16 protein-coding genes and 1 riboswitch are annotated in these 20,383 nt (G+C 49.6%); of the genes, 12 read left to right on the top strand and 4 right to left on the bottom strand.

Translation table 11 applies throughout. The annotated features are described in order from the left end of the window. Window positions 1–22: 22 nt before the first annotated feature. Both hemB and aroC read left to right on the top strand, forming a co-directional pair. Entirely contained in the window at window positions 23–1,009 is a 987-nt protein-coding gene (gene hemB / locus AC56AD_RS04690; RefSeq protein ID WP_012507725.1) for a porphobilinogen synthase, read from the top strand. Window positions 1,010–1,091: 82 nt separating this feature from the next. Further along, window positions 1,092–2,285 carry a chorismate synthase gene (gene aroC, locus AC56AD_RS04685; protein WP_012507724.1) on the top strand — a complete coding sequence of 398 codons (1,194 nt, stop codon included), beginning with the start codon at window positions 1,092–1,094 and terminating at the stop codon, window positions 2,283–2,285. On the opposite strand, the gene cysE is transcribed toward aroC, so the two are convergent. After that, window positions 2,276–3,094, bottom strand: coding sequence for a serine O-acetyltransferase (cysE, locus tag AC56AD_RS04680; RefSeq protein WP_012507723.1), 819 nt, complete (start codon window positions 3,092–3,094; stop codon window positions 2,276–2,278). The genes aroC and cysE overlap by 10 nt on opposite strands. A 292-nt stretch (window positions 3,095–3,386) precedes the next feature. On the opposite strand from cysE, the gene AC56AD_RS04675 reads away from it, so the two are divergent. The 5 genes from AC56AD_RS04675 (at window position 3,387) to radC (ending at window position 12,350) form a co-directional block, all read left to right on the top strand. After that, window positions 3,387–8,462: a two-partner secretion domain-containing protein gene (locus AC56AD_RS04675; RefSeq protein ID WP_012507722.1), complete on the top strand. Its 5,076-nt coding sequence runs from the start codon at window positions 3,387–3,389 to the stop codon at window positions 8,460–8,462. A gap of 85 nt (window positions 8,463–8,547) precedes the next feature. Further along, window positions 8,548–10,233: a ShlB/FhaC/HecB family hemolysin secretion/activation protein gene (locus AC56AD_RS04670; protein WP_012507721.1), complete on the top strand. Its 1,686-nt coding sequence runs from the start codon at window positions 8,548–8,550 to the stop codon at window positions 10,231–10,233. Window positions 10,234–10,472: 239 nt separating this feature from the next. Next, window positions 10,473–10,820 (top strand): hypothetical protein, encoded by a 348-nt coding sequence (locus AC56AD_RS04665; protein WP_012507720.1) that lies wholly within the window; start codon window positions 10,473–10,475, stop codon window positions 10,818–10,820. Between the two features lie 295 nt (window positions 10,821–11,115). Further along, window positions 11,116–11,544 (top strand): 6-pyruvoyl trahydropterin synthase family protein, encoded by a 429-nt coding sequence (locus AC56AD_RS04660; protein WP_041526690.1) that lies wholly within the window; start codon window positions 11,116–11,118, stop codon window positions 11,542–11,544. Between the two features lie 137 nt (window positions 11,545–11,681). Further along, window positions 11,682–12,350: a RadC family protein gene (radC, locus tag AC56AD_RS04655; RefSeq protein WP_012507717.1), complete on the top strand. Its 669-nt coding sequence runs from the start codon at window positions 11,682–11,684 to the stop codon at window positions 12,348–12,350. Between the two features lie 11 nt (window positions 12,351–12,361). Here the strand turns inward: radC and AC56AD_RS04650 are convergent, their stop codons facing one another. Then, on the bottom strand, window positions 12,362–12,616 hold the full coding sequence (locus AC56AD_RS04650) for a cold-shock protein (RefSeq protein ID WP_012507716.1): 255 nt from the start codon (window positions 12,614–12,616) through the stop codon (window positions 12,362–12,364). Window positions 12,617–12,829: 213 nt separating this feature from the next. Between AC56AD_RS04650 and AC56AD_RS04645 the strand changes: the two genes are divergently transcribed. From AC56AD_RS04645 to serS, 3 genes are all read left to right on the top strand, one after another. After that, window positions 12,830–13,561 (top strand): SDR family oxidoreductase, encoded by a 732-nt coding sequence (locus AC56AD_RS04645; RefSeq protein ID WP_012507715.1) that lies wholly within the window; start codon window positions 12,830–12,832, stop codon window positions 13,559–13,561. An 89-nt stretch (window positions 13,562–13,650) separates the two neighbouring features. Beyond that, window positions 13,651–14,109, top strand: coding sequence for a GatB/YqeY domain-containing protein (locus AC56AD_RS04640; protein WP_012507714.1), 459 nt, complete (start codon window positions 13,651–13,653; stop codon window positions 14,107–14,109). A gap of 18 nt (window positions 14,110–14,127) precedes the next feature. Further along, window positions 14,128–15,423, top strand: coding sequence for a serine--tRNA ligase (gene serS, locus AC56AD_RS04635; RefSeq protein ID WP_012507713.1), 1,296 nt, complete (start codon window positions 14,128–14,130; stop codon window positions 15,421–15,423). On the opposite strand, the gene metX is transcribed toward serS, so the two are convergent. After that, window positions 15,408–16,484, bottom strand: coding sequence for a homoserine O-acetyltransferase MetX (metX, locus tag AC56AD_RS04630; RefSeq protein ID WP_012507712.1), 1,077 nt, complete (start codon window positions 16,482–16,484; stop codon window positions 15,408–15,410). The two genes, serS and metX, sit on opposite strands and share 16 nt — an antisense overlap. A gap of 5 nt (window positions 16,485–16,489) precedes the next feature. Continuing rightward, on the bottom strand, window positions 16,490–17,782 hold the full coding sequence (locus AC56AD_RS04625; RefSeq protein WP_012507711.1) for an O-acetylhomoserine aminocarboxypropyltransferase/cysteine synthase family protein: 1,293 nt from the start codon (window positions 17,780–17,782) through the stop codon (window positions 16,490–16,492). A gap of 122 nt (window positions 17,783–17,904) precedes the next feature. Continuing rightward, window positions 17,905–18,014, bottom strand: a riboswitch (SAM riboswitch). A 108-nt stretch (window positions 18,015–18,122) separates the two neighbouring features. Between AC56AD_RS04625 and rsmB the strand changes: the two genes are divergently transcribed. Together rsmB and xerD are read left to right on the top strand one after the other, a co-directional pair. Continuing rightward, window positions 18,123–19,460: a 16S rRNA (cytosine(967)-C(5))-methyltransferase RsmB gene (rsmB, locus tag AC56AD_RS04620; RefSeq protein ID WP_012507710.1), complete on the top strand. Its 1,338-nt coding sequence runs from the start codon at window positions 18,123–18,125 to the stop codon at window positions 19,458–19,460. Between the two features lie 5 nt (window positions 19,461–19,465). Further along, on the top strand, window positions 19,466–20,380 hold the full coding sequence (gene xerD, locus AC56AD_RS04615; protein ID WP_012507709.1) for a site-specific tyrosine recombinase XerD: 915 nt from the start codon (window positions 19,466–19,468) through the stop codon (window positions 20,378–20,380). The last annotated feature ends 3 nt before the right edge of the window (window positions 20,381–20,383 follow it).

Below are 20,383 nucleotides of genomic sequence, written 5' to 3'. Positions count from 1 at the left end.
AAACCATAATATCTCATCAGCCATGAGCCAGCTCAATCTACTCAATATTGTCCAGCGACCCAGAAGATTACGTAAAAGTGCCGCAATCAGAAACCTTGTGCAGGAAAAACACCTGACAATCAATGATCTGGTTTACCCTCTTTTTGTCTGCCCGGGAACCAACGTCGTTGAAGAGGTCTCCTCCATGCCGGGAAGCTTCCGCTATTCGATTGACAATGCAGTAAAAGAGTGCCAGGAACTCTGGGATCTTGGAATTCAGTCTATTGATCTCTTTGGTATTCCTGAAGTAAAAACTGAAGATGGCAGCGAAGCCTACAATGAATATGGGATCATCCAGGAAGCCATCCGCGCCATCAAGGCAAAAGTGCCTGATCTGTGTATCATGACCGACGTCGCGCTTGACCCGTTCACCCCTTTTGGCCATGACGGACTGGTAAGAGATGGCATTATTCTCAATGACGAAACCGTTGAGGTGCTCTGTAAAATGGCAATATCCCATGCCAACGCCGGAGCTGATTTCGTCTCTCCCAGCGACATGATGGACGGTCGTATCGGCGCCATCCGCGAGGCTCTTGACGACACGGACTTCTCCGATGTCGGCATTCTCTCCTACGCTGCCAAATACGCATCAAGCTTCTATGGCCCATTCCGTGACGCACTGCATTCAGCGCCGCAGTTTGGTGACAAGACTACCTATCAGATGAATCCCGGCAACACCGATGAGGCCATGAAAGAAATTGAGCTCGACATCATGGAAGGTGCCGATATCGTCATGGTCAAACCCGGCCTTGCCTATCTCGACATTGTCTACCGCACGAAAGAGCGTTTTGACACTCCTGTGGCAATCTACCATGTCTCCGGCGAATACTCCATGGTCAAGGCTGCAGCCCAGCGTGGATGGATTGACGAAAAAAGAGTTATGATGGAGTCGCTGCTCTGCATGAAACGTGCCGGTGCAGACCTGATCTTTACCTACTATGCAAAAGAGGCTGCGAGAATTCTTCGCTGAACCTCTCTCTGAAAAGAGAAATCCATTCAAAAAGTCCGGCTGCAGGGTTCTGAGTGCAGCCGGGCATTCTACTGCATAAAAAATGATACGATACTTTACCGCCGGAGAGTCACATGGACCGGCACTATCGGCAATAGTGGAAGGAATGCCTGCAGGCATCACCATAACTCCGAAGGAGATCAATACCCAGTTAGCCCGCCGTCAGCAAGGACATGGCAGGGGGGGACGCATGAAAATAGAGAGCGACAAGGCAGAGATACTCTCCGGCGTCCGGTTCGGCAAAACCATCGGCTCGCCCATTACGCTGGTGATCAACAACCGCGACTGGCAAAACTGGACAACAACCATGGCCCAGTTTGAGAAACCCGATGAACAATGTTCAAAAATCACCATTCCAAGGCCAGGCCATGCTGATCTTGCAGGACGCATCAAATACGGTTTTGACGATATACGCCCTGTCATTGAACGCTCTTCAGCTCGAGAGACGGCAGCAAGAGTAGCGGCAGGAACGGTTGCACGACTCTTTCTCAAAGCACTCGGCATTGAAATCGGCAGCTACATCTCTGCCATTGGATCGGCAGCAGAAGCCTCTCCGGATAAGCAGCTTGAAGGACTCCTCCTTGAAGGAGCTGAAGCTGTCGCAAGGCAGGCCGACCTCTCACCGGTACGTATGCTCGGAAAAGAGACTGAAACAAACGCACTTGCAGCCATAGATGGAGCCAGTGAGCGCGGAGATACCCTCGGCGGAATCATCGAAATTTTTATTACTGGTGTACCTCCTGGCTTCGGCAGCTATGTACAACATGACCGGCGCCTCGATGCCGCACTCGCCGCAGCAATCATCTCCATTCAGGCTATCAAGGGAGTAGAAATTGGTACCGCCTTTGAAAACGCCAGAAAACCGGGTTCAGAAGTGCATGATGAGTTTCACCTTTCTCGGGAAAAGGGGGTAATCAGAAAAACCAACCGGGCTGGCGGCCTCGAAGGGAGCATGTCGAGCGGACAGACCATTCACCTGCGGGCGGCAATGAAACCTATCTCATCACTGGTTACTCCCCTGCTCTCCTTTGATGTTGAAACCCTGCAAGCAACCCCTTCACGCTTTGAACGCAGCGATACCTGTGCAGTACCCGCTGCCGGTGTGGTTGCTGAAGCCGTTCTTGCGCCGGTCATCGCCAATGCACTGCTTGAAAAACTCGGTGGTGATCATCTGGATGAAATCAGACAGCGCCTTGACCTTTACCGGGAGAGTATCCGCAGCACCTTTCATTCCTGATCCGTTAAAGGAGCCTCTTTGCCCGTATTAACCACCCTCTGGTTCATATCGCGAGAGGGTTCCGAAACCTCGGTTCTACCCACAATCTGGGCAGGAACACCGACAACCGTGAAGTGGGGCGGCACATCATCAAGCACCACGCTCCCCGCCCCGACCTTGGCGCCCTCACCAATCACCACATTACCCAGGATCTTGGCTCCCGCTCCAATCATCACCGACTTTTTCACTTTCGGATGACGATCGCCACTCTCCTTACCCGTGCCGCCAAGCGTAACCTCATGCAAAATCGACACATTATCTTCAACCACTGCAGTCTCACCAATCACAAGACTGGTGGCATGGTCAAAGAAAATGCCCTTACCGATAAGCGCTGCGGGATGAATATCTACGGCAAAGATCTCAGAGATACGGTTCTGGATAAAATAGGCCATGGTTTTACGTCCATTTTTCCAGAGCCAGTGACCAAGACGGTAAGCCTGCAAGGCCTGATATCCTTTCAGAAAAAGCATAATCTCGAAGTAGTGTACCGCTGCCGGATCACGCTGCTTCGTTGCAACAAGATCATAGGCTGCATGTTCAACAGCTTCAGGACATTGCAGATAAAAATCCTCAAAAAGCCCTTGCAGCACAAGAGGAGGAAAATGCTTCGATCCAAGCTTCACCGACAAAAGCATCGCCAGTGAAGAGCCAAAATCATCAAAACGCAGAATATGCTGCTCTAAAAAAACCCTGATCTGGAGATCACGACCGCACTCATTTGCCGCCTCAGTGACAATCGTTGACCAGATATTCCTGATATCTATTCCCATAGGTTAACAATACGGCTCTGAACCGCACCAATACAAATTTCCAGAATAATGTAAAAACCCTCTGCCGGATAACCGGTGAAAACAAAAAAGCTCTTGAATTTATAAAAATTCAGCCCGATTGCGCACCAAAACCTGAAAACAGAGCTTTCTAATCAGAAGAACTGTTGGGAAGCACATCACGATCAAAGATAGAGTCACATAAAATTCAGCAGGCCCCTTTGTGTTTACTGTAATTTTGCGTAACTACGAAGAAGCGTTCAAAGCAATATAATTGTAATATTTTCCGGATTCAATGTGCAGCACCCATAGCTTTATCAGGAGCAATGTCAGGAGTACAGTAGTTGTCGCTGTTGTTGTACTTTTCTCCCTGCTTGCTGGACACGAGGTTGTCGCTTTGCCCGCCGGGGGTGAGTTGGCTGCCGGAAAGGCCACCATCAGCACTCCATCACTCACAGCAATGCAAATTGAGCAACAGAGCCGCCAAGCCATTATCAACTGGAGCTCCTTCGGTATCGGCAGAGGTGAAAGCGTCAACGTAGTCCAGCCTGACAGCCGCTCCGCCCTCCTCAACCGGGTTTCGGGTGAGGATCCTTCTGAACTGTTCGGTACGCTTTCCGCAAACGGACGCATCTTTCTGGTGAACCCGAACGGCGTACTGTTTGCTCCCGGCGCCAGCATCAACGTTGGAGGATTGGTGACCTCTACACTCGATATCAGAAACAGCGACTTCCTCTCAGAAAAATATGCATTCTTCCGGCATGGCACGGTGGGTTCAGTAATAAATCAGGGCTCTTTGAGTGGTGGATTCATAGCGCTGCTTGGAAAAAATGTCTCGAACACCGGCACTATTGTCACCACAGGCGGAACAACAGGAATAGCCGCCGGTGAAAAAATTACCCTCAACATTGACCCCTCCGGTCTGGTAGCAATCAGAGTTGAAGAGACGGCATATAATGCTCAGATCAGAAACAGCGGCGTGATCGAAGCCAACGATGGAAGAGTGGTGATAAAAGCCTCGGCCGCCGACGCTCTGCTTGCCTCCGTGGTAAATAACAGTGGTCAGGTTCGTGCAACCAGCATGAAGGAACGCAATGGCACCATCGTGCTCGAAGGCGCATCAATCATCAACACAGGCACATTCACCGCTTCTGCAATCACTGTCAGTAGCAACAACCTTATCGATGCTGGCACCTGGAATGCCGGGGGCTCTGCCAGTGGAGGAACAATAGCAATTGATGCAACAGGTAACATTGAGCAAACCGCAGCAAGCCGCATGACTGCCGATGGAGAAGAGGGTGGCCAGATTGAGCTTGATGCAGGAAAGGGACTCTATCTCTCTGGAATGTTCAGTGCAAACGGCAGTTCGGGACGAGGCGGGCAGATCAGCATCACTGCACCACAAACGTTTCTCGCCGGAGCTCAGATAGAAGCTAATGGCCAGAATGGAGGAGGAAGCATTCTCATCGGGGGTGGCTGGCAAGGAAAAAGCAACTATCTGGCCAACGCCGAATCCACCACAGTAACCGGGAGCTGCAACATCAGGGCCAACGCTCTTGAAAATGGCAATGGCGGTACGGTAGTACTCTGGTCAGATCACTCAACCGCTTTTTCCGGCACAATTGAAGCCATGGGAGGCCATATCAGTGGGAACGGAGGAGAGGTCGAGCTCTCCAGCCACGAAACACTCACGATCTCCGGCCAGGTCAGCACAGGCGCGCCTCATGGCAACAACGGCTTTCTGCTGCTTGACCCGCAAAATATCACCATTGACGCCAGTGTCACAATTCCCCTCTTTTCCCTTATTCCCTTGCCTGATGCAAACCCGGCAGAGGGTGATCAGCATGGCTCCGGAGATATCCTTGAGCTGAGCAACGGCAACATTCTTGTTGCCAGCCCCTTCGATGATTTCGTTGCAACCGATGCCGGAGCTGTCAGACTCTACAGGCCAGATGGAACCTTGCTCTCCATGCTCTGCGGCTCAACAGCCAATGACCAGGTAGGTGAAACGGTCACTGCACTGACTGGCAGGAAGAGTGCTGTAACCTCAACATCTGAATGGTCGAATGGAGATCAAGCTGCTGCTGGCGCAGTCACATGGATTAATGAGAGTATCGGCGTAAGCGGAAGCGTATCTGGCACCAACAGCTTGGTGGGCTCTACAGTCAATGATGGTACTTCAATCCGTGTAATCACTCTGAACAACGGAAACTACGTGGTCAGCTCACCAGACTGGGACAATGGTACAGCCAGCGACGCCGGGGCTGTCACCTGGGGGAATGGGCTCAGCGGAACGATTGGGGTAATAAGTGCTGCCAACAGCCTCGTCGGTTCCAAAAAAAATGATCAGGTTGGTACGGTAACAGCATTGACGAATGGCCATTACGTCGTTTCATCTCCATTATGGGACAAAGGAACTGTTACCAATGCCGGTGCCGTAACCTGGTCGAACGGTCTCGGCGGAACAGTTGGAACAATAAGCGCGACCAACAGTCTGGTCGGCTCCAAAACCGGCGATCAGGTTGGCAGCGTCACTGCCCTGACAAACGGTAATTACGTTGTAAGCGCACCAAATTGGGATAATGGCTCAATCACCAATGCAGGTATGGCAACCCTGGTGAATGGACTCAACGGCGCTGTCGGAACAATAATCGCAACAAACAGCCTCGTCGGTTCAAAAAAAGAGGATAAAGTTGGAACCGGGGTAACGGCACTGACCAATGGCAATTACGTGGTCACATCACCCTCATGGGACAATGGTACAACTACTGACGCAGGAGCGGTGACCTGGGGTAATGGAATCAATGGTGCCATCGGAGTAATAAGCACGACGAACAGTCTGGTGGGATCAACAGCAAATGACCTTGCTTCAGCTTATGTTACAGCTCTTGCCAATGGCAACTACGTGGTTGGATCCCCCGAATGGGATAATGGTCCAACGACTAATGCTGGTGCAGTGACCTGGGGTAATGGAATCGGTGGAACTGCCGGAATGATAAGTAGTTCCAGCAGTCTGACCGGTTCAGCAGCCAGTGATGGGCTTGGTTCAACAGTGACGGCACTGACCAACGGAAACTACGTAGCGGCATGGCCGCATTGGGACAACGGCACGGCCACTGACGCAGGAGCAGTAAGCTGGGGAAATGGCAATGGAGGCTCGGTCGGTACCATAAGCCCTGGCAACAGTCTGGTTGGTTCAACTGTCAATGACGGAACACGTTACAATATAATACCCCTCACAAACGGGAACTACGTCGTAGGATCCCCATACTGGGACAATGGTCCGGCTACCGACGCAGGTGCAGTGACCTGGGGAAATGGTTTCGAGGGAACTACAGGAGTGATTGGTGAAGAGAACAGTCTGATCGGTTCAAGCAAAAATGACTATGCCGGATCAGACAGTTCAGGGAAAAATAACATAACCGCTTTGAGTAACGGTAATTATGTTGCCTCTTCCATACTATGGGATCAGGGAACAACGGCCAATACCGGCGCGGTGACCTGGGGAGATGGTCTTGGAGGGAGTGCCGGAGTAATCAACGCTTCCAACAGTCTGGTCGGCTCGAAAACAGGCGATCAGGTCGGAACAGTGACTGCTCTGCCCAACGGTAATTATGTCGTCTCTTCTCCATTATGGAACAATGGGACATTAACCAATGCTGGTGCCTTGACCTTGCTGGATGGAGTCAACAACAACACGACCGGAGCAATAAGCTCCTTGAACAGCCTTGTTGGATCCAGCAAAGAGGATCAACTCGGTATTGGCGGCATTACAGCGCTCACCATCGGCAGCATGAACGGGAGCTTCGTTGTCAGCTCTTTTAACCAAGCAAACGAAACGGGTTGGGTAGAGATTCTTACCCCGAACCCCGAACAGGAATCTGTTGAGCAGGAATACCGTTTCAACCCGGATGCTGCCAACACCTTCCATCCATCACAAATAACCGCGCTGCTCAATAAAGGGAGCCAGGTCGTTCTGAAGGCAAACAATGACATCACCATCAATTCATCCATCATCGCCGACAATCCCCTTGGAAACGGGGGAAATCTCTACCTGAATGCAGGAAAAAGCATACTGCTCAATGCGACTATCTCAACCGATAACGGCAATCTGACAATGGCTTCGAACGATACTCAGGCAAATGGAGTCGTCGATCAATGGCGTTCGGCAGGAAACGCAACAATCACCATGGGTGAAGGCACATCGATCATCGCAGGTTCAGGAAATGTAGCCATCGAACTGCGCGATGGATCGGGAAATACCAACAGGGAGAGCGGTGACATCACCTTGCGCAACATCACCGCCAGCAACATCATCGCCCTGAACTTCGGGCCGACAGAGGGCTCCGGTATCACTCTCGCCTCAGGAACTCTTGCAAGCGAAGCGACAGAGGGGAGCACGATTATTCTGGCAGGTAACGATTTCGACAATAGCGCAAATGCAAGACTCTCCACCAACGGAACAGCCCGATGGATCGTCTATTCTGACAATCCAGAAGCAACCATCAAAGGCGGACTGAAATCAGACTTTCGTCACTACAATGCCAGTTATACAAGCTACCCACCCTTCAACATCAACGAATCCGGCAATGGGTTTATCTATGCCTCTCTTCCGAACCTGCTTTATGTCACCACCACCTTGACCAGCGGCAGCGCCAGCAGCACTTTCGGAACATGGCCTGTTGCTACTTTCGGCTATACACTCACGGGTTTTGCCGATAGCGAAGATAATGCTGAAAATATCGGACTTCATGGCACCATGATGGTCAGCGAATTTCCCAATGCAACATCGAAAACAGGCAACTACTTGATAGAATATGCTGGCGGCCTGTCAAGCAGTGTTGGCTTCACCTTTACAGCAGGCACCGGGCTCATTTATACGGTTGAAAAACAGCCGATCAACTTTAATGAGATCAATCCGATACTGAGCTGGCAATCTGAAACAGAACATCGAGCAAAAAGAGTTCTTTCTGGCGAAACCCTTTTCAATAAACCTGATCAGACAATCAACTCGCCACAGAAAAGTTTTATCGTAAGGCGAAGAGCCATTAAGAATACAAAATACAGCTCCCAGAGTGGTGACCTTATTGCTCCCGAGACGATAACCGTGCCAGCAAGAGCAGAAGCATTGTTCTTTTTTTCTCTCCCTGACAGCATCTTCAGCAACAGCAATCCCGATGCAATTGTCACTCTCGAAGCACACTCAATCAATGGCACAGCAGTACCGTCATGGATCTCATTTGACCCCAAACGAAAAATAATAAGCGGGAAAGCGCCAAAAGAGGCAATAGGAAAATACAGGATTGAGCTGGTCGCCAAAGACAAGTTTGGTGGCGAGAGCCGGTCAATTGTACTGATAACAATCGGATAAAAAACACTATAACATTGATCGTTTGCCGATTGACTCAACTCGGAACCATTGAAATCACTTGTTAATAATTTTCAGGGAGTCCAGCATGGCAGCATTATGGAAAATACTCTTGTTCGCTTCAACCGTTACGGCAAGCACCCTCTATGCAGCAACTCCTCCTGACGCTGGCCAGCTCCTCATGGAGAGTACTCCCCCTCCATCTCTGATACCACAAAAGGAAGCTCCGACTTTCCAAAAGCCGGAAACAGGAAAAGAACAGGCACCAGAGGGTGCATTGGTCAGGGTAACTGGCTTTCATTTTATCGGAAACACCCTTTTTTCAAGCGAGGAACTTGCACAACTCATGGCAAACTGCGTTGGCAAAGAGATGACCTTTGCAGGGCTGACTGATGCCTCCAGAACAATCACCAACGCTTACCGCAAAAAAGGATATTTCCTTGCCTCACTCTTTTTCCCGCCTCAAACGGTAACACCAGGCATGTCCATTACCATTGAAATCATCGAGGGTGTCCTGGAAAACATAGAGGTTAAAACCATTCCGATGAACACCAGAATACGAAAATCTCTCCTTGAAAGCTATGCACGTCAGGTACCCGGTCAACAACCTCTGGAGGAGGGCTCCCTTACCTCTATGGTCATGAAAACCAATGAACTACCCAATATCTCCTCCCGAATTCTTCTCGAACCGGGCTCCAGACCCGGTTACACAAAAGCAACCCTTGAAGTCAGCGAAGGCAGGCCCATCAGTTTTTCATTCGACATTGACAACTATGGAAACCCGCCAACCGGAGAAAATCGTGTCGGGAGCACCATGGAACTCTATTCTCCACTTCATCTCGGAGATCAGTTCACCCTTCGACTGCAGACATCAACAACCGGAGATCTGCAAAATATGCTGGCCGGTTATACCGTGCCGCTAACACCCTATGGCACAAGGATCGGAGTGAACTATAACTATCTCACCTATCGCCTCGGTGGATTATTCAAAACACTGAATGCAGAGGGTGACGCCCATAACCTGACTTTTGCCCTTACCCAGCCACTCATACGCCAGAGAAATCTGCTTATGAATGCAACCGTTGCTGCGGAAGGAAGAGGGTTAAACGACCGAATTGGGAGTACATCAAGAAATCGACGTCACACCACATCGTGGCAGGCTGGCATTACCGGCATACAAAAAGACAGGATTCTGGGAGGCGGGTCAACCTCACTCTCCCTTGGTATTATCGGAGGGCGACTGGATATCAACGATTCGGAAACACTCTCCATTGACCAATTATCAAGCGGCTTACACACCAACGGCAGTTATTCGAAGCTTACCATGGCCCTCGCCCGAAACCAGACCATTGCTCACGGATTAGCTCTTTACGCAGGAGCATATGGACAATGGAGCAATAAAAACCTGACCAGTTCGGAACAACTCTCTCTGGGAGGACCCTCCGCAGTACGTGCATGGCAACGGGGAGAATCTTACGGTGACAGGGGTGTGGTTGCAACCGTCGAAATGAGCTACCTGATCAGCTCTATCGGAGAGCTGCCCGGCACAGTACAACTCATTACTTTTATTGACCATGGATATGCCCTCCTTCATGCAAAACCGACTCCGGATACCGACGATAACAGCCGCAACCTTACCGGAGCAGGGATCGGCATAAAATGGTTCAATGCCGCCAACTACAACTTGCAGGCAACCTGCGCATGGAAGATCGCCGGAGAGAGCGAACCATCCGACACCCCGATGATTTTTGTTCAGGCAGTAAAGCGGTTCTAACAATCATGACGCATAATCCCGGCAGTAGAGCCTGAACAAAAGCCACAACAAGTCAAAAAAGCGCAAAAAACACCAGTTAAAAAGGACGTACAATTGTTGAACGAATAAATTGTTTCTGTTGTTTTTTGTCGCTGTGAAAGCAGTACGGCGCACAAAAAAATCCTCTTCGCAATTGTGCGCAACCTATCAGGGAGGAGCGTATTCCTCCTGTTTTTTAAACACCAACCACGGAGGTAAAAATGAAACAACTGAAAACCCTGCTTTTTCTTCTCCTCTTCTCACTTCCTGCCTTGGCATTCGCTGATCTTACAGGCAAATGGAGCTGTAATGACGGAGGCAACTATTACCTGCGACAGCTTGGAAAGGAGGTATTCTGGTTTGGAGAGCGCTCACCAACGGCTCCAGTCTGGTCCAATGTCGCATCAGGTTACATCGATGGAAATCAGATCATTCTTCGCTGGGCTGATGTTCCAAAAGGTCAGATCATGCAGGAAGGGATCCTGATCCTTCGACTGGATACTCCGAATAAAGCCACAGCCACCTATAAAACCGGCGGCTTCGGAGGATCAATCTGGACTCGGCCATAATCCTGGCACTCCACGGAACGGTCTCTTGACCGTTCCGTGGAAGCCACCTCTTCGTTTTCAAGTATTCCCATCTTTGCTCCACAAGCTTCACAAAATCGCACTACAGGAGCTTTTCACAGCAAATAAATCCGATTTCAAAAATGACCCATAGGGCACGGAAACCTCTCTGCCGATTCATCCGACTGGCAATACGGCAAAACCAATCAAAAAAAAGCCGCAAATTGGCGAAACAATAATTTTTGTGTACACTTTGCAGAGCCCGAGAGAAACCGGTAACTGAGAATATCCAGAGATGATGCGCATTTCACGAAAAATAGAGATCGATTACGGCCATACACTTCCGAACAGCTTTTCGTTCTGCAACCAATTGCATGGCCACCGGGGGGTGGTTGTTGCAACGGTCGAAGGGAATCTGATTGAACGCAAGGGTGATGGAGAGGAGGGAATGGTGATGGATTTTAAATTTTTGAAGGACATTTTGATAGAGCACATTCACGACAAGCTCGACCACGGCTTTGCTGTGTGGAAGGAGGATCATGAGGATCTCGACTTTATCGTAAAGCGTAATTCAAGGGTGCTCATTACCGATGAGCCACCAACAGCAGAATGCCTTGCAAAATGGGCATTCAACCAGATCCAGCCCCATCTGCCTGATGGAGTGACACTTAAACAACTCCGCTGGTATGAAACCCCGAACAACTGGGCCGATTTTGACGGCAGGTAACCACTCCTCTCCGGGCTGCCCGAACCAAACGGTAAAAGAGTATTTTCACTTCTCCCTCTTTTTCTTTACGTTGCCTCAGTACGCTGTTTTTGCGTGAAAAATTAAAAAATTTCAACAGCAACAGGAGAGGATGAACCATGCGAATCCATGATTTTGACCCGGACAACCGGCCGAGGGAACGCCTTCTCCGCAGCGGAGCGGCTTCGCTCAGCCCGGCTGAACTGCTTGCAATTATCCTGCGCACCGGAACAAAAAACCTCAACATTGTTGATACCTGCAATGAACTGATTGCCCGGTACAGCCTTGAAAAACTTGCCAATATAACGCTTGAAGAGCTGAAGAAGGTCAAAGGAATCGGAGATGCCAAGGCCATGCAGATTGTAGCTATTTTCGAACTGAACAAACGACTCCATTACAGCCGCAATCTTAATAAAAAAATACAGGCTGCACGCGATGTTTTTGAATACATGGCAGGACGGGTTCCGGATGAAACAAAAGAGCATCTCTTTGTACTGCACCTGAACACCAAAAACCAGATCATCAAAACCGAGCTTGTCTCTGTGGGAACACTGAATGCCGCCCTCATTCACCCTCGGGAGGTTTTCAAGTCCGCTATAAAAGAGAGTTCCCATGCCATCATTCTTGTTCATAACCACCCTTCAGGCGATGTTGAACCGAGCAATGCCGACAAGCAGGTCACCGACCTCCTCAAACAGGCAAGCACAGTCATCCAGATCGACCTGCTCGACCATATCATTATAGGAAAAACAGGATGTTTCAGCTTTCGGGAAAGTGGCCTTCTCTGATAGCGCTCTCTTCAGCCAAACGACATCCGGGAAGATTGCCTATTCGACAAGCCGTTCAGTGAAACTTCACGAACATTCTTTGCCTGCAGCCCTTTTTGGGTTTTATCGAGCTCGAAATCAACTTCGGCATCCTGATTCAGTACCTTGAAACTCTGTTCTGACTGGATTGCCGAAAAATGAACAAAAATATCCTCTCCTCCATCCGGATTCAGAAGAAAGCCGTAGCCTTTTTTGCCATCGAACCATTTAACTTTGCTTAGTGCCATGATAAACGTTACAATTTACCATTTTCGAGGATGTGCAATGCGATAGGAATGGACGCACCCGCAGTTTACTTATGCTGCAAATATATGGAATTTTCAACAATTATTTCGCCATTCCAAACGAAAAACACAAAAACATTACAGCCTCAGTACTTCGGAAAAAAAGCTAAAAACCATCTCTATCCGACAGGAACAAAACAGTAACACACAATTAACATGAAACAAATCATCATCATAACCGGCGCTGGCAAAGGAATCGGCAAAGCCATTGCCCTTGAATTTGCACAAGCTACCGTGAAGCACGAAGGATTTGAGCCCGTCCTGATCCTTGCATCAAGAACCATTTCGGATCTGGAGTCAGTTGCGTCCGAATGCCGTTCTTTCGAAGCAGCAGCAGATATCTTTCCTGTGGACATTGCCGACCCCGCCCAGATTGAGCATCTTGTCAGCACCACACTGGAGCGCTACGGCACAATTGATTGTCTGATCAACAATGCTGGCGTTGGACGATTCAAGCCATTCACCGAATTGACAGAAGAGGATTTTGATTATACGATAGCAACAAACCTCAAAGGCACTTTTTTCCTCACACAGAGAGTTTTTGCCCTGATGGAAAAGAAACGGTCGGGTCATATTTTCTTTATCACCTCCATTGCCGCAGAAACAGCTTTCAAAAGTTCTTCGATCTACTGCATGTCCAAATTTGGGCAGAAAGGCTTGGTCGAGGCAATACGCTTATATGCTAAAACGTGTAATGTCCGTATTACCAATGTCATGCCCGGTGCGGTTTATACGCCAATGTGGGGTGAAGTTCCTGATGCCATGAAGTCCGTCATGATGAGGCCTGAAGATATTTCCGCTCCCGTCGTCAACGCCTATTTCATGCCACAGAGAACGTCGGTGGAAGAGCTGGTGCTCAGACCGGTTTGCGGGGATATCAATGAGTGAACAAAGCAGAAGCTCTTGTGGGAAAGCCGCTTTTTTTCCTGTATTTTGCCATTCCTCTTTTTAAAAAATAATTTTTGAGCTGAAAAAACATGAGTCTGAAAGAACAAATAGATCTGGATCTGAAAAATTCAATGAAAAGCGGTGACAAAACCCGTCTGAACGCCATCCGTTCCATCCGGGCAACACTCCTTGAAAAAGAGGTATCCATCCGCGTTGCCGGTAAAGCCGTACTGACTGACGAACAGGAGATCGAGGTACTCGTCAGCCTTGCAAAAAAACGGAGAGATGCCATCGAACAGTTTACAGCCGGAAACCGTCCTGACCTTGCAGCAATAGAGCTTTCGGAACTCACCGTGATCGAAGAGTATCTGCCGGAACCGGTTTCCGATGATGATGTCAGGGCTATTGTGGAAGACATTGTTGCAAAAACAGGAGCAACATCAATGAAAGATATCGGCAAGGTCATGGGTCAGGCCATGAAAGCGCTTAAAGGGAAGGCGGACGGCACAAAAGTCCAGGAGATCGTCAAGTCACTGCTTTCAGTATAACCCTTTCTCAATATCATCATGCTTGATATCAACACTATCCGTCAGCATCCCGAAGAAATCATTTCCATGCTGCACAACCGCCAGCTTGCTTCTGAAGAACCAAAAATTGAACAGCTTCTTAACCTCGACAGGGAGCGCAAAGGGTTGGTTCAGCGTTCGGACGATCTGAAAGCACTGCGCAACAAAGTTTCAAAAGAGATCGCAGAGATAAAAAAAAGTGGTATTGGCTCATCCGGCGAACTTATCCTCCAGATGAAATCAGTATCGGAAGAAATTGCCGGAATGGATACCTCGCTTGGCCATCTTGAAGAGGAGATTGAAACCATTCTTCTGGGCCTCCCCAACAAGCTGCATCCATCCGTTCCTGTCGGACGTTCTGCTGACGACAACCAGATCTTCAAGGAGCCGATATCTTTTCCCTACCATCTTGACTTTCCGCTCAAGAACCATCTTGAACTGGGCAAATCCCTTCGGATTCTTGATTTTGAACGGGGCGCAAAAGTTTGCGGAGCGGGATTTCCTGTCTATATCGGCAAAGGGGCTCGACTTGAACGTGCACTGATCAATTTCATGCTCGACTGCCATACCGAACGTCACGGCTATACAGAGGTCTTTCCGCCCTTTTTCGTCAATCAGGAGTCGCTCAGAGGAACCGGGCAGTGGCCAAAATTTGCCGATCAGGTTTACCACATGGAGGAGGATGATCTTTACGCCATACCAACAGCCGAGGTACCGATAACCAACCTGCACCGGGGAGAGATGCTGGATACAAAAACGCTCCCAATCTCCTATGCAGCCTATTCAGCCTGTTTCCGTCGCGAAGCGGGAAGTTACGGCAAAGATACCAGAGGATTCCTCAGGGTGCACCAGTTCAACAAGGTGGAAATGGTAAAGTTCACCCGACCGGAAGAGTCGTATGAGGCGCTTGAAACGATTCGAGAAAACGCTGAAGCAATTCTCACTGCGCTCAAAATCCCCTACCGGGTACTTTTACTCTGCAGCGGCGATATCAGCGCCAATGCAACGAAATGTTATGATATCGAGGTCTGGTCACCAGCCGAGCAGAAATATCTTGAAGCATCAAGCTGTTCAAACTTTGAAGATTACCAGGCCCGGCGCGCCAACATCCGTTTCAAGTCGGAGAGTAATGCAAAACCGGAGTTCGTCCACACCCTGAATGGCTCAGGCCTGGCAACCTCCCGCCTTATGGTCTCCCTGCTTGAGCACTACCAGACTGCGGAAGGCTCCATCATGGTGCCGGAGGTATTGCGGCACTATACCAGGTTTGACGAGATTACTCAGGCTGCTGAGTGAGCCGACAACGCCCTTCCTTCCAGAAACTCCCTGACCATACGGCTGACTTTTTCTACATCAATAAGAAAAGCGTCATGACCGTATGGTTCATCGAGATAGAGAATGCTTGATTTCGGTATAAACCGGGCAAGCTCCTCCTGCTCCTCTTTCGGATAAAGAATATCAGAATTGATCGAGAGGATTTCCACGGGGAGCTGAATCGAACGCAACACCTCTTCGTAACCAGCCCTGCCCCTCCCAAGATCATGCATATCCATCGCTTTGGTGAGAGTAATGTAGGTATTGGCATCAAAGCGCTCAACCAGTTTTCGGCCCTGATGATGCAGGTAACTTTCTGCCTTAAAGGTTGTGCCATGATGAAACTCCCGGCCAAAGCGTGCCTGAAAGTTTTCGAAGCTCCGGTAGGTGCACATGGCCATCATCCTTGCCGCAGCAAGTCCTTTTGCGGGAGGGTGACCATCGGCGTACCATCCATCATTCCAGTCACGATCGGCATAGATCGCCTGCCTCTGTGCTTCACTCTGCGCTATACACCATGCCGAGTGGCGTCCTGATGCGCCCATTGGCATCAAAGCCTGGACAACATCAGGATAGAGCGCACCCCACTCCAGAACCTGCATACCACCCAGAGAGGCGCCGACGGCCAGTTTGACACGGTCAATACCCAACCCGGCAAGCAAAAGACGCTGAACCTCAACCATATCCCTGATGGTGATCAGTGGAAAATCAGGGCCATAATGGCGACCGGTGAGAGGATTCAGAGAGGTTGGGCCTGTTGTACCATAACAACTGCCAAGCACATTGCTGCAGATGATAAAATCCTCACTCTCATCAAAAGCTCCCCCGGGCGAAAACATCCCTTCCCACCAACCGTCCGCATCAGCAGAACCCGTAAGAGCCTGACAAACAAGCACCACATTGTCTTTGCGGGCATTGAGCTTTCCCCATGTTCTATAGGCCACCCTTACAGAAGGAAGCAGAGCGCCAAGTTCAGTCTTAAAAGGTTCAGTTGAATCGAAATAGGCTGTTTTTTCGGAAATCATCCCGGTATATGCTCTCATACACTTCACCTCAGTTTTGCAAAAGCTTGTTCAAAATCAGCCTTAATATCATCAATATGCTCTATACCCGGTGAGACCCGGATCATATCGGCGGTAACTCCGGCAGATTCCTGTTCTGCCAGGGTAAGCTGTGAATGCGTCGTGGATGCAGGATGAATGACCAGCGTTTTGGCATCCCCAACATTGGCAAGATGGCTGGCAAGCTGGACACTGTCGATAAACCCAACGGCTTTTTCATATCCACCCTTGATACCGAAAGTCAGGACACATCCAAAGCCGTGATTCAGATATTTTTTAGCCAATTCATGGGTTGGGTGGCTCTCCAGCCCGGGATAGTTTACCCATTGAACCGCAGAGTGCTCGTTGAGCCAGCGGGCAAGCTCCATCGTATTGTCGGCATGTCGCTGAACCCGAAGTGAAAGCGTTTCAAGCCCCTGCAGCAACATGAAAGAGTTGAAAGGACTGATTGCAGGCCCGATATCACGCAGCCCCTCAACCCGAGCCTTGATAATAAATGCCAGATCGCCGAAAGTTTCATAAAATTTCATGCCATGATAACCGTCAGAAGGCTCACTGAGGAGAGGGAACTTTCCATTTCCCCAGTTAAAGGTTCCACCGTCAACAATAACACCGCCCATTGAAGTGCCGTGGCCTCCGATCCATTTTGTCGCTGATTCCACGATAATCGAAGCCCCATGCTCAAGAGGACGACAGAGAAAGCCGGAACAACCAAAAGTATTATCAACAATAAGGGGAATACCATGTTCAGCCGCAACAGCCGCTATCGCCTCAAAATCGGGTACATGAAAAGCGGGATTGCCTATCGATTCCAGATAGAGTGCTTTTGTATGCTCATCGATTGCCGTCCTGAACGCCTCAACATTACATCCTTCGACAAACTTAACACCAATACCGAGGCGACGGAATGCCACCTTGAACTGATTATAGGTACCGCCATAAAGATAACTGGAAGAAACGATATTATCCCCCGCCTCACAGAGCGTAGCTACGGCAATAAACTGAGCTGAATGGCCGCTCGCAACAGCAAGGGCTGCCCGGCCCCCTTCAAGCGCCGCAACGCGCTGTTCCAGCACATCGGTTGTCGGGTTCGTCATCCTTGTATAGATATTGCCGAACTCTTTCAGGGCAAAAAGATCAGCTCCATGCTTTGCACTGTCAAAAAGATAGGAGGTCGTCTGATAAATCGGAACCGCCCGTGACTTCGTTGTCGGATCAGGACGCTGACCGGCATGAACCTGAAGCGTCTCAAACCTGTGGGCCTGCGGTGTCTCACTCATAATGAACCATGGTTGAAAAATGCCGCCATCACTCCATAAGAATAGAGATAACCCATTAGTAAATAGCGGGTTAAAGAAAAAATATCTGAAGAGAGGTATGTAGCTGCAGAAGGGCATGCATACCATCATCATTCCCGGTCTTTATGCCGGGATGGAATTGGCACCGCTCATTAGAGCAATGACGGTTGCCAAGGCTTCTCAGGGCCAGTCCCTCCACCTTTCTGGATGATAGCTTGAAATCTTGAAAAGAACATTTAGTTCGATTAATCTACAACAGGGAATAGTATTTTACAAACTGCCTGAATGGCCAATGCATTTTAATTGTTTTTAATGATCACCCATGACCACAGCTCGAGAACTGGCATTACAAGTCCTGCAATCACTTGAAACCGGAAAACAGCAATCCGACACGCTCCTGCACCGATCGCTGCATCACTCCACACTAAACCGTGCAGATCGGGCACTCTCCACTGGACTGGTCAACGGCGTTCTGCGTTACCGCCTTCAGCTTGATTTTGTTATCGCCCAATTCTACCACCACAAGCTTGAAAAGGCGGCGCCGATCATGAAAAACATCCTTCGCCTTGGAGTTTATCAGATCCTCTTCCTCAACAAGGTACCCGACTGGGCAGCCGTCAACGAATGCGTGAAGCTTGCCAGAAAATACAAAGGTGAGCGAATGTCGAAACTGGTCAACGGCGTTCTGAGAAAAATAACTCCGGAAAGCGTCACCCTTGACGAGTGGCTGAAAGAAAAAAAAAATGAAGAGCAGCTCGCCGTAAAATATTCACACCCACAATGGCTCGTCGAACGCTGGAGCGCAGCATACGGCAACGAAAAAAGCGAGGCTCTCCTCTCCTATAACAACCAGTTTCCCTCCTTTGGATTCAGGATAAACCGACTGAAAAATTCAGCAGGACGTTTTTTTTCTGACCCGGCAATGGCCGCCGTGATGCATGAAGAGAGTGGTATTGACAATATCTTTCTCTCAAAAGATTTTAACGCTTTTGAACCCGCCGTGATCGACGGCCGCCTCACGGTTCAAAACCCGACACAGGCTCTTGCATGCCTGCTGTTGCACCCCGCTCCCGGCAGCAATGTCCTCGATTTGTGCGCAGCACCTGGCGGCAAAGCCACCTTCATGGCTGAACTGATGGAAAACAGAGGGCAGATTACCGCTGTTGATCGCTATGAACAGAAGCTTGAAAAAATAGAGTCTCATGCAGAGGCTCTTGGCATCACCATCATCAAAACCGTAATGGAGGATGCCCGAAGCTTTATGCCTGAAATCCATCCCGATGCCATTCTGCTCGATGCTCCCTGTACAGGTACCGGAGTACTTGGACGGCGAGCTGAACTTCGATGGAAACTGAACCCGGAAATGCTGCAGGAGCTTCTGGTTCTGCAGGCAGAGTTACTTGATCATGCCGCAGAACTGCTTGATGAAAATGGTATTCTGGTCTATGCTACCTGTTCCATCGAGCCCGAAGAAAACAACTTGCAAATTTATTCGTTTCTTCGCAGACATCCTGATTTTATTGCCGATCCCGTTGGTGAGCATCTCCCGGAACAATTCCGGCAAAGCAATGAGGGATGTGGAGCAATCCTCACACTCCCGGGCGAACACCCCGGTTTTGATGGTGGATTTTGCCAGCGGTTGCGTAAGGCAAAAGGCTGAAAGAGATGAACACGTTGCATCATGACTACCAAAACGTTCTTGAGAGCTTCCTGAACTATATGCTCATCGAGCGGAACTTTTCGGCAAACACCCGGGAGTCATACAGCAACGATCTCAAGCGCTACCTGATCTTCATGCAGCACCGTTCCAGGAGACTGGAGATGATAACAAAAGAGCATATCGAGGAGTTTATGGGAGAGTTGTACGACATAGGGCTCGAAGCAAGCTCAATAGCACGAAACATCTCTGCAATCCGATCCTTTCATAAATTTCTGGTTATCGAACGCACACTCAACACAAACCCGGCAGAGAACATCCATCAGCCAAAAAAGGCCCAGTACCTGCCGAGCGTTTTGACCGTTGATGAAACCATGCGCTTGCTGGCAGCCCCACAAAGCGTAAACCCACCCGGTAAATATGTGCTGCGCGACAAAGCGATGCTTGAACTCCTTTACGCAACAGGTGTCAGAGTCAGTGAACTCATTAACATCCGACAGCAGAGCCTTTATCTTGATGCAGGTTTTGTAAGGATTTTCGGCAAGGGGTCAAAGGAGAGGCTTGTCCCCGTCGGCACTTCCGCCATTGGATGGGTCACCCGATACCAGGCAGAACTCCGTATAGCCCTGGTACAGCGCAACTCCGATGACTACCTCTTTCTGAATGCACGCGGCATAAAGCTATCGCGCATGGCCCTCTTTACGATGGTGCAAAAGTATGCCGTCATGGCAGGGATTGAAAAAAATATCAGCCCGCACACCTTTCGACATACCTTTGCCACCCATCTTCTCGAAGGAGGGGCAGATCTTCGCGCAGTTCAGGAGATGCTCGGGCACCGCTCCATCGTCACCACACAAATCTACACACACATCGACCGCCTATTCATCAAAGAGGTACACAAGACCTTCCATCCGAGAGGATGAGAA

The sequence above is a fragment of the Pelodictyon clathratiforme genome, assembly GCF_982375515.1.
The sequence above is the reverse complement of the archived record's forward strand: the minus strand, read 5'-3'. Positions and strand labels throughout refer to the sequence as shown.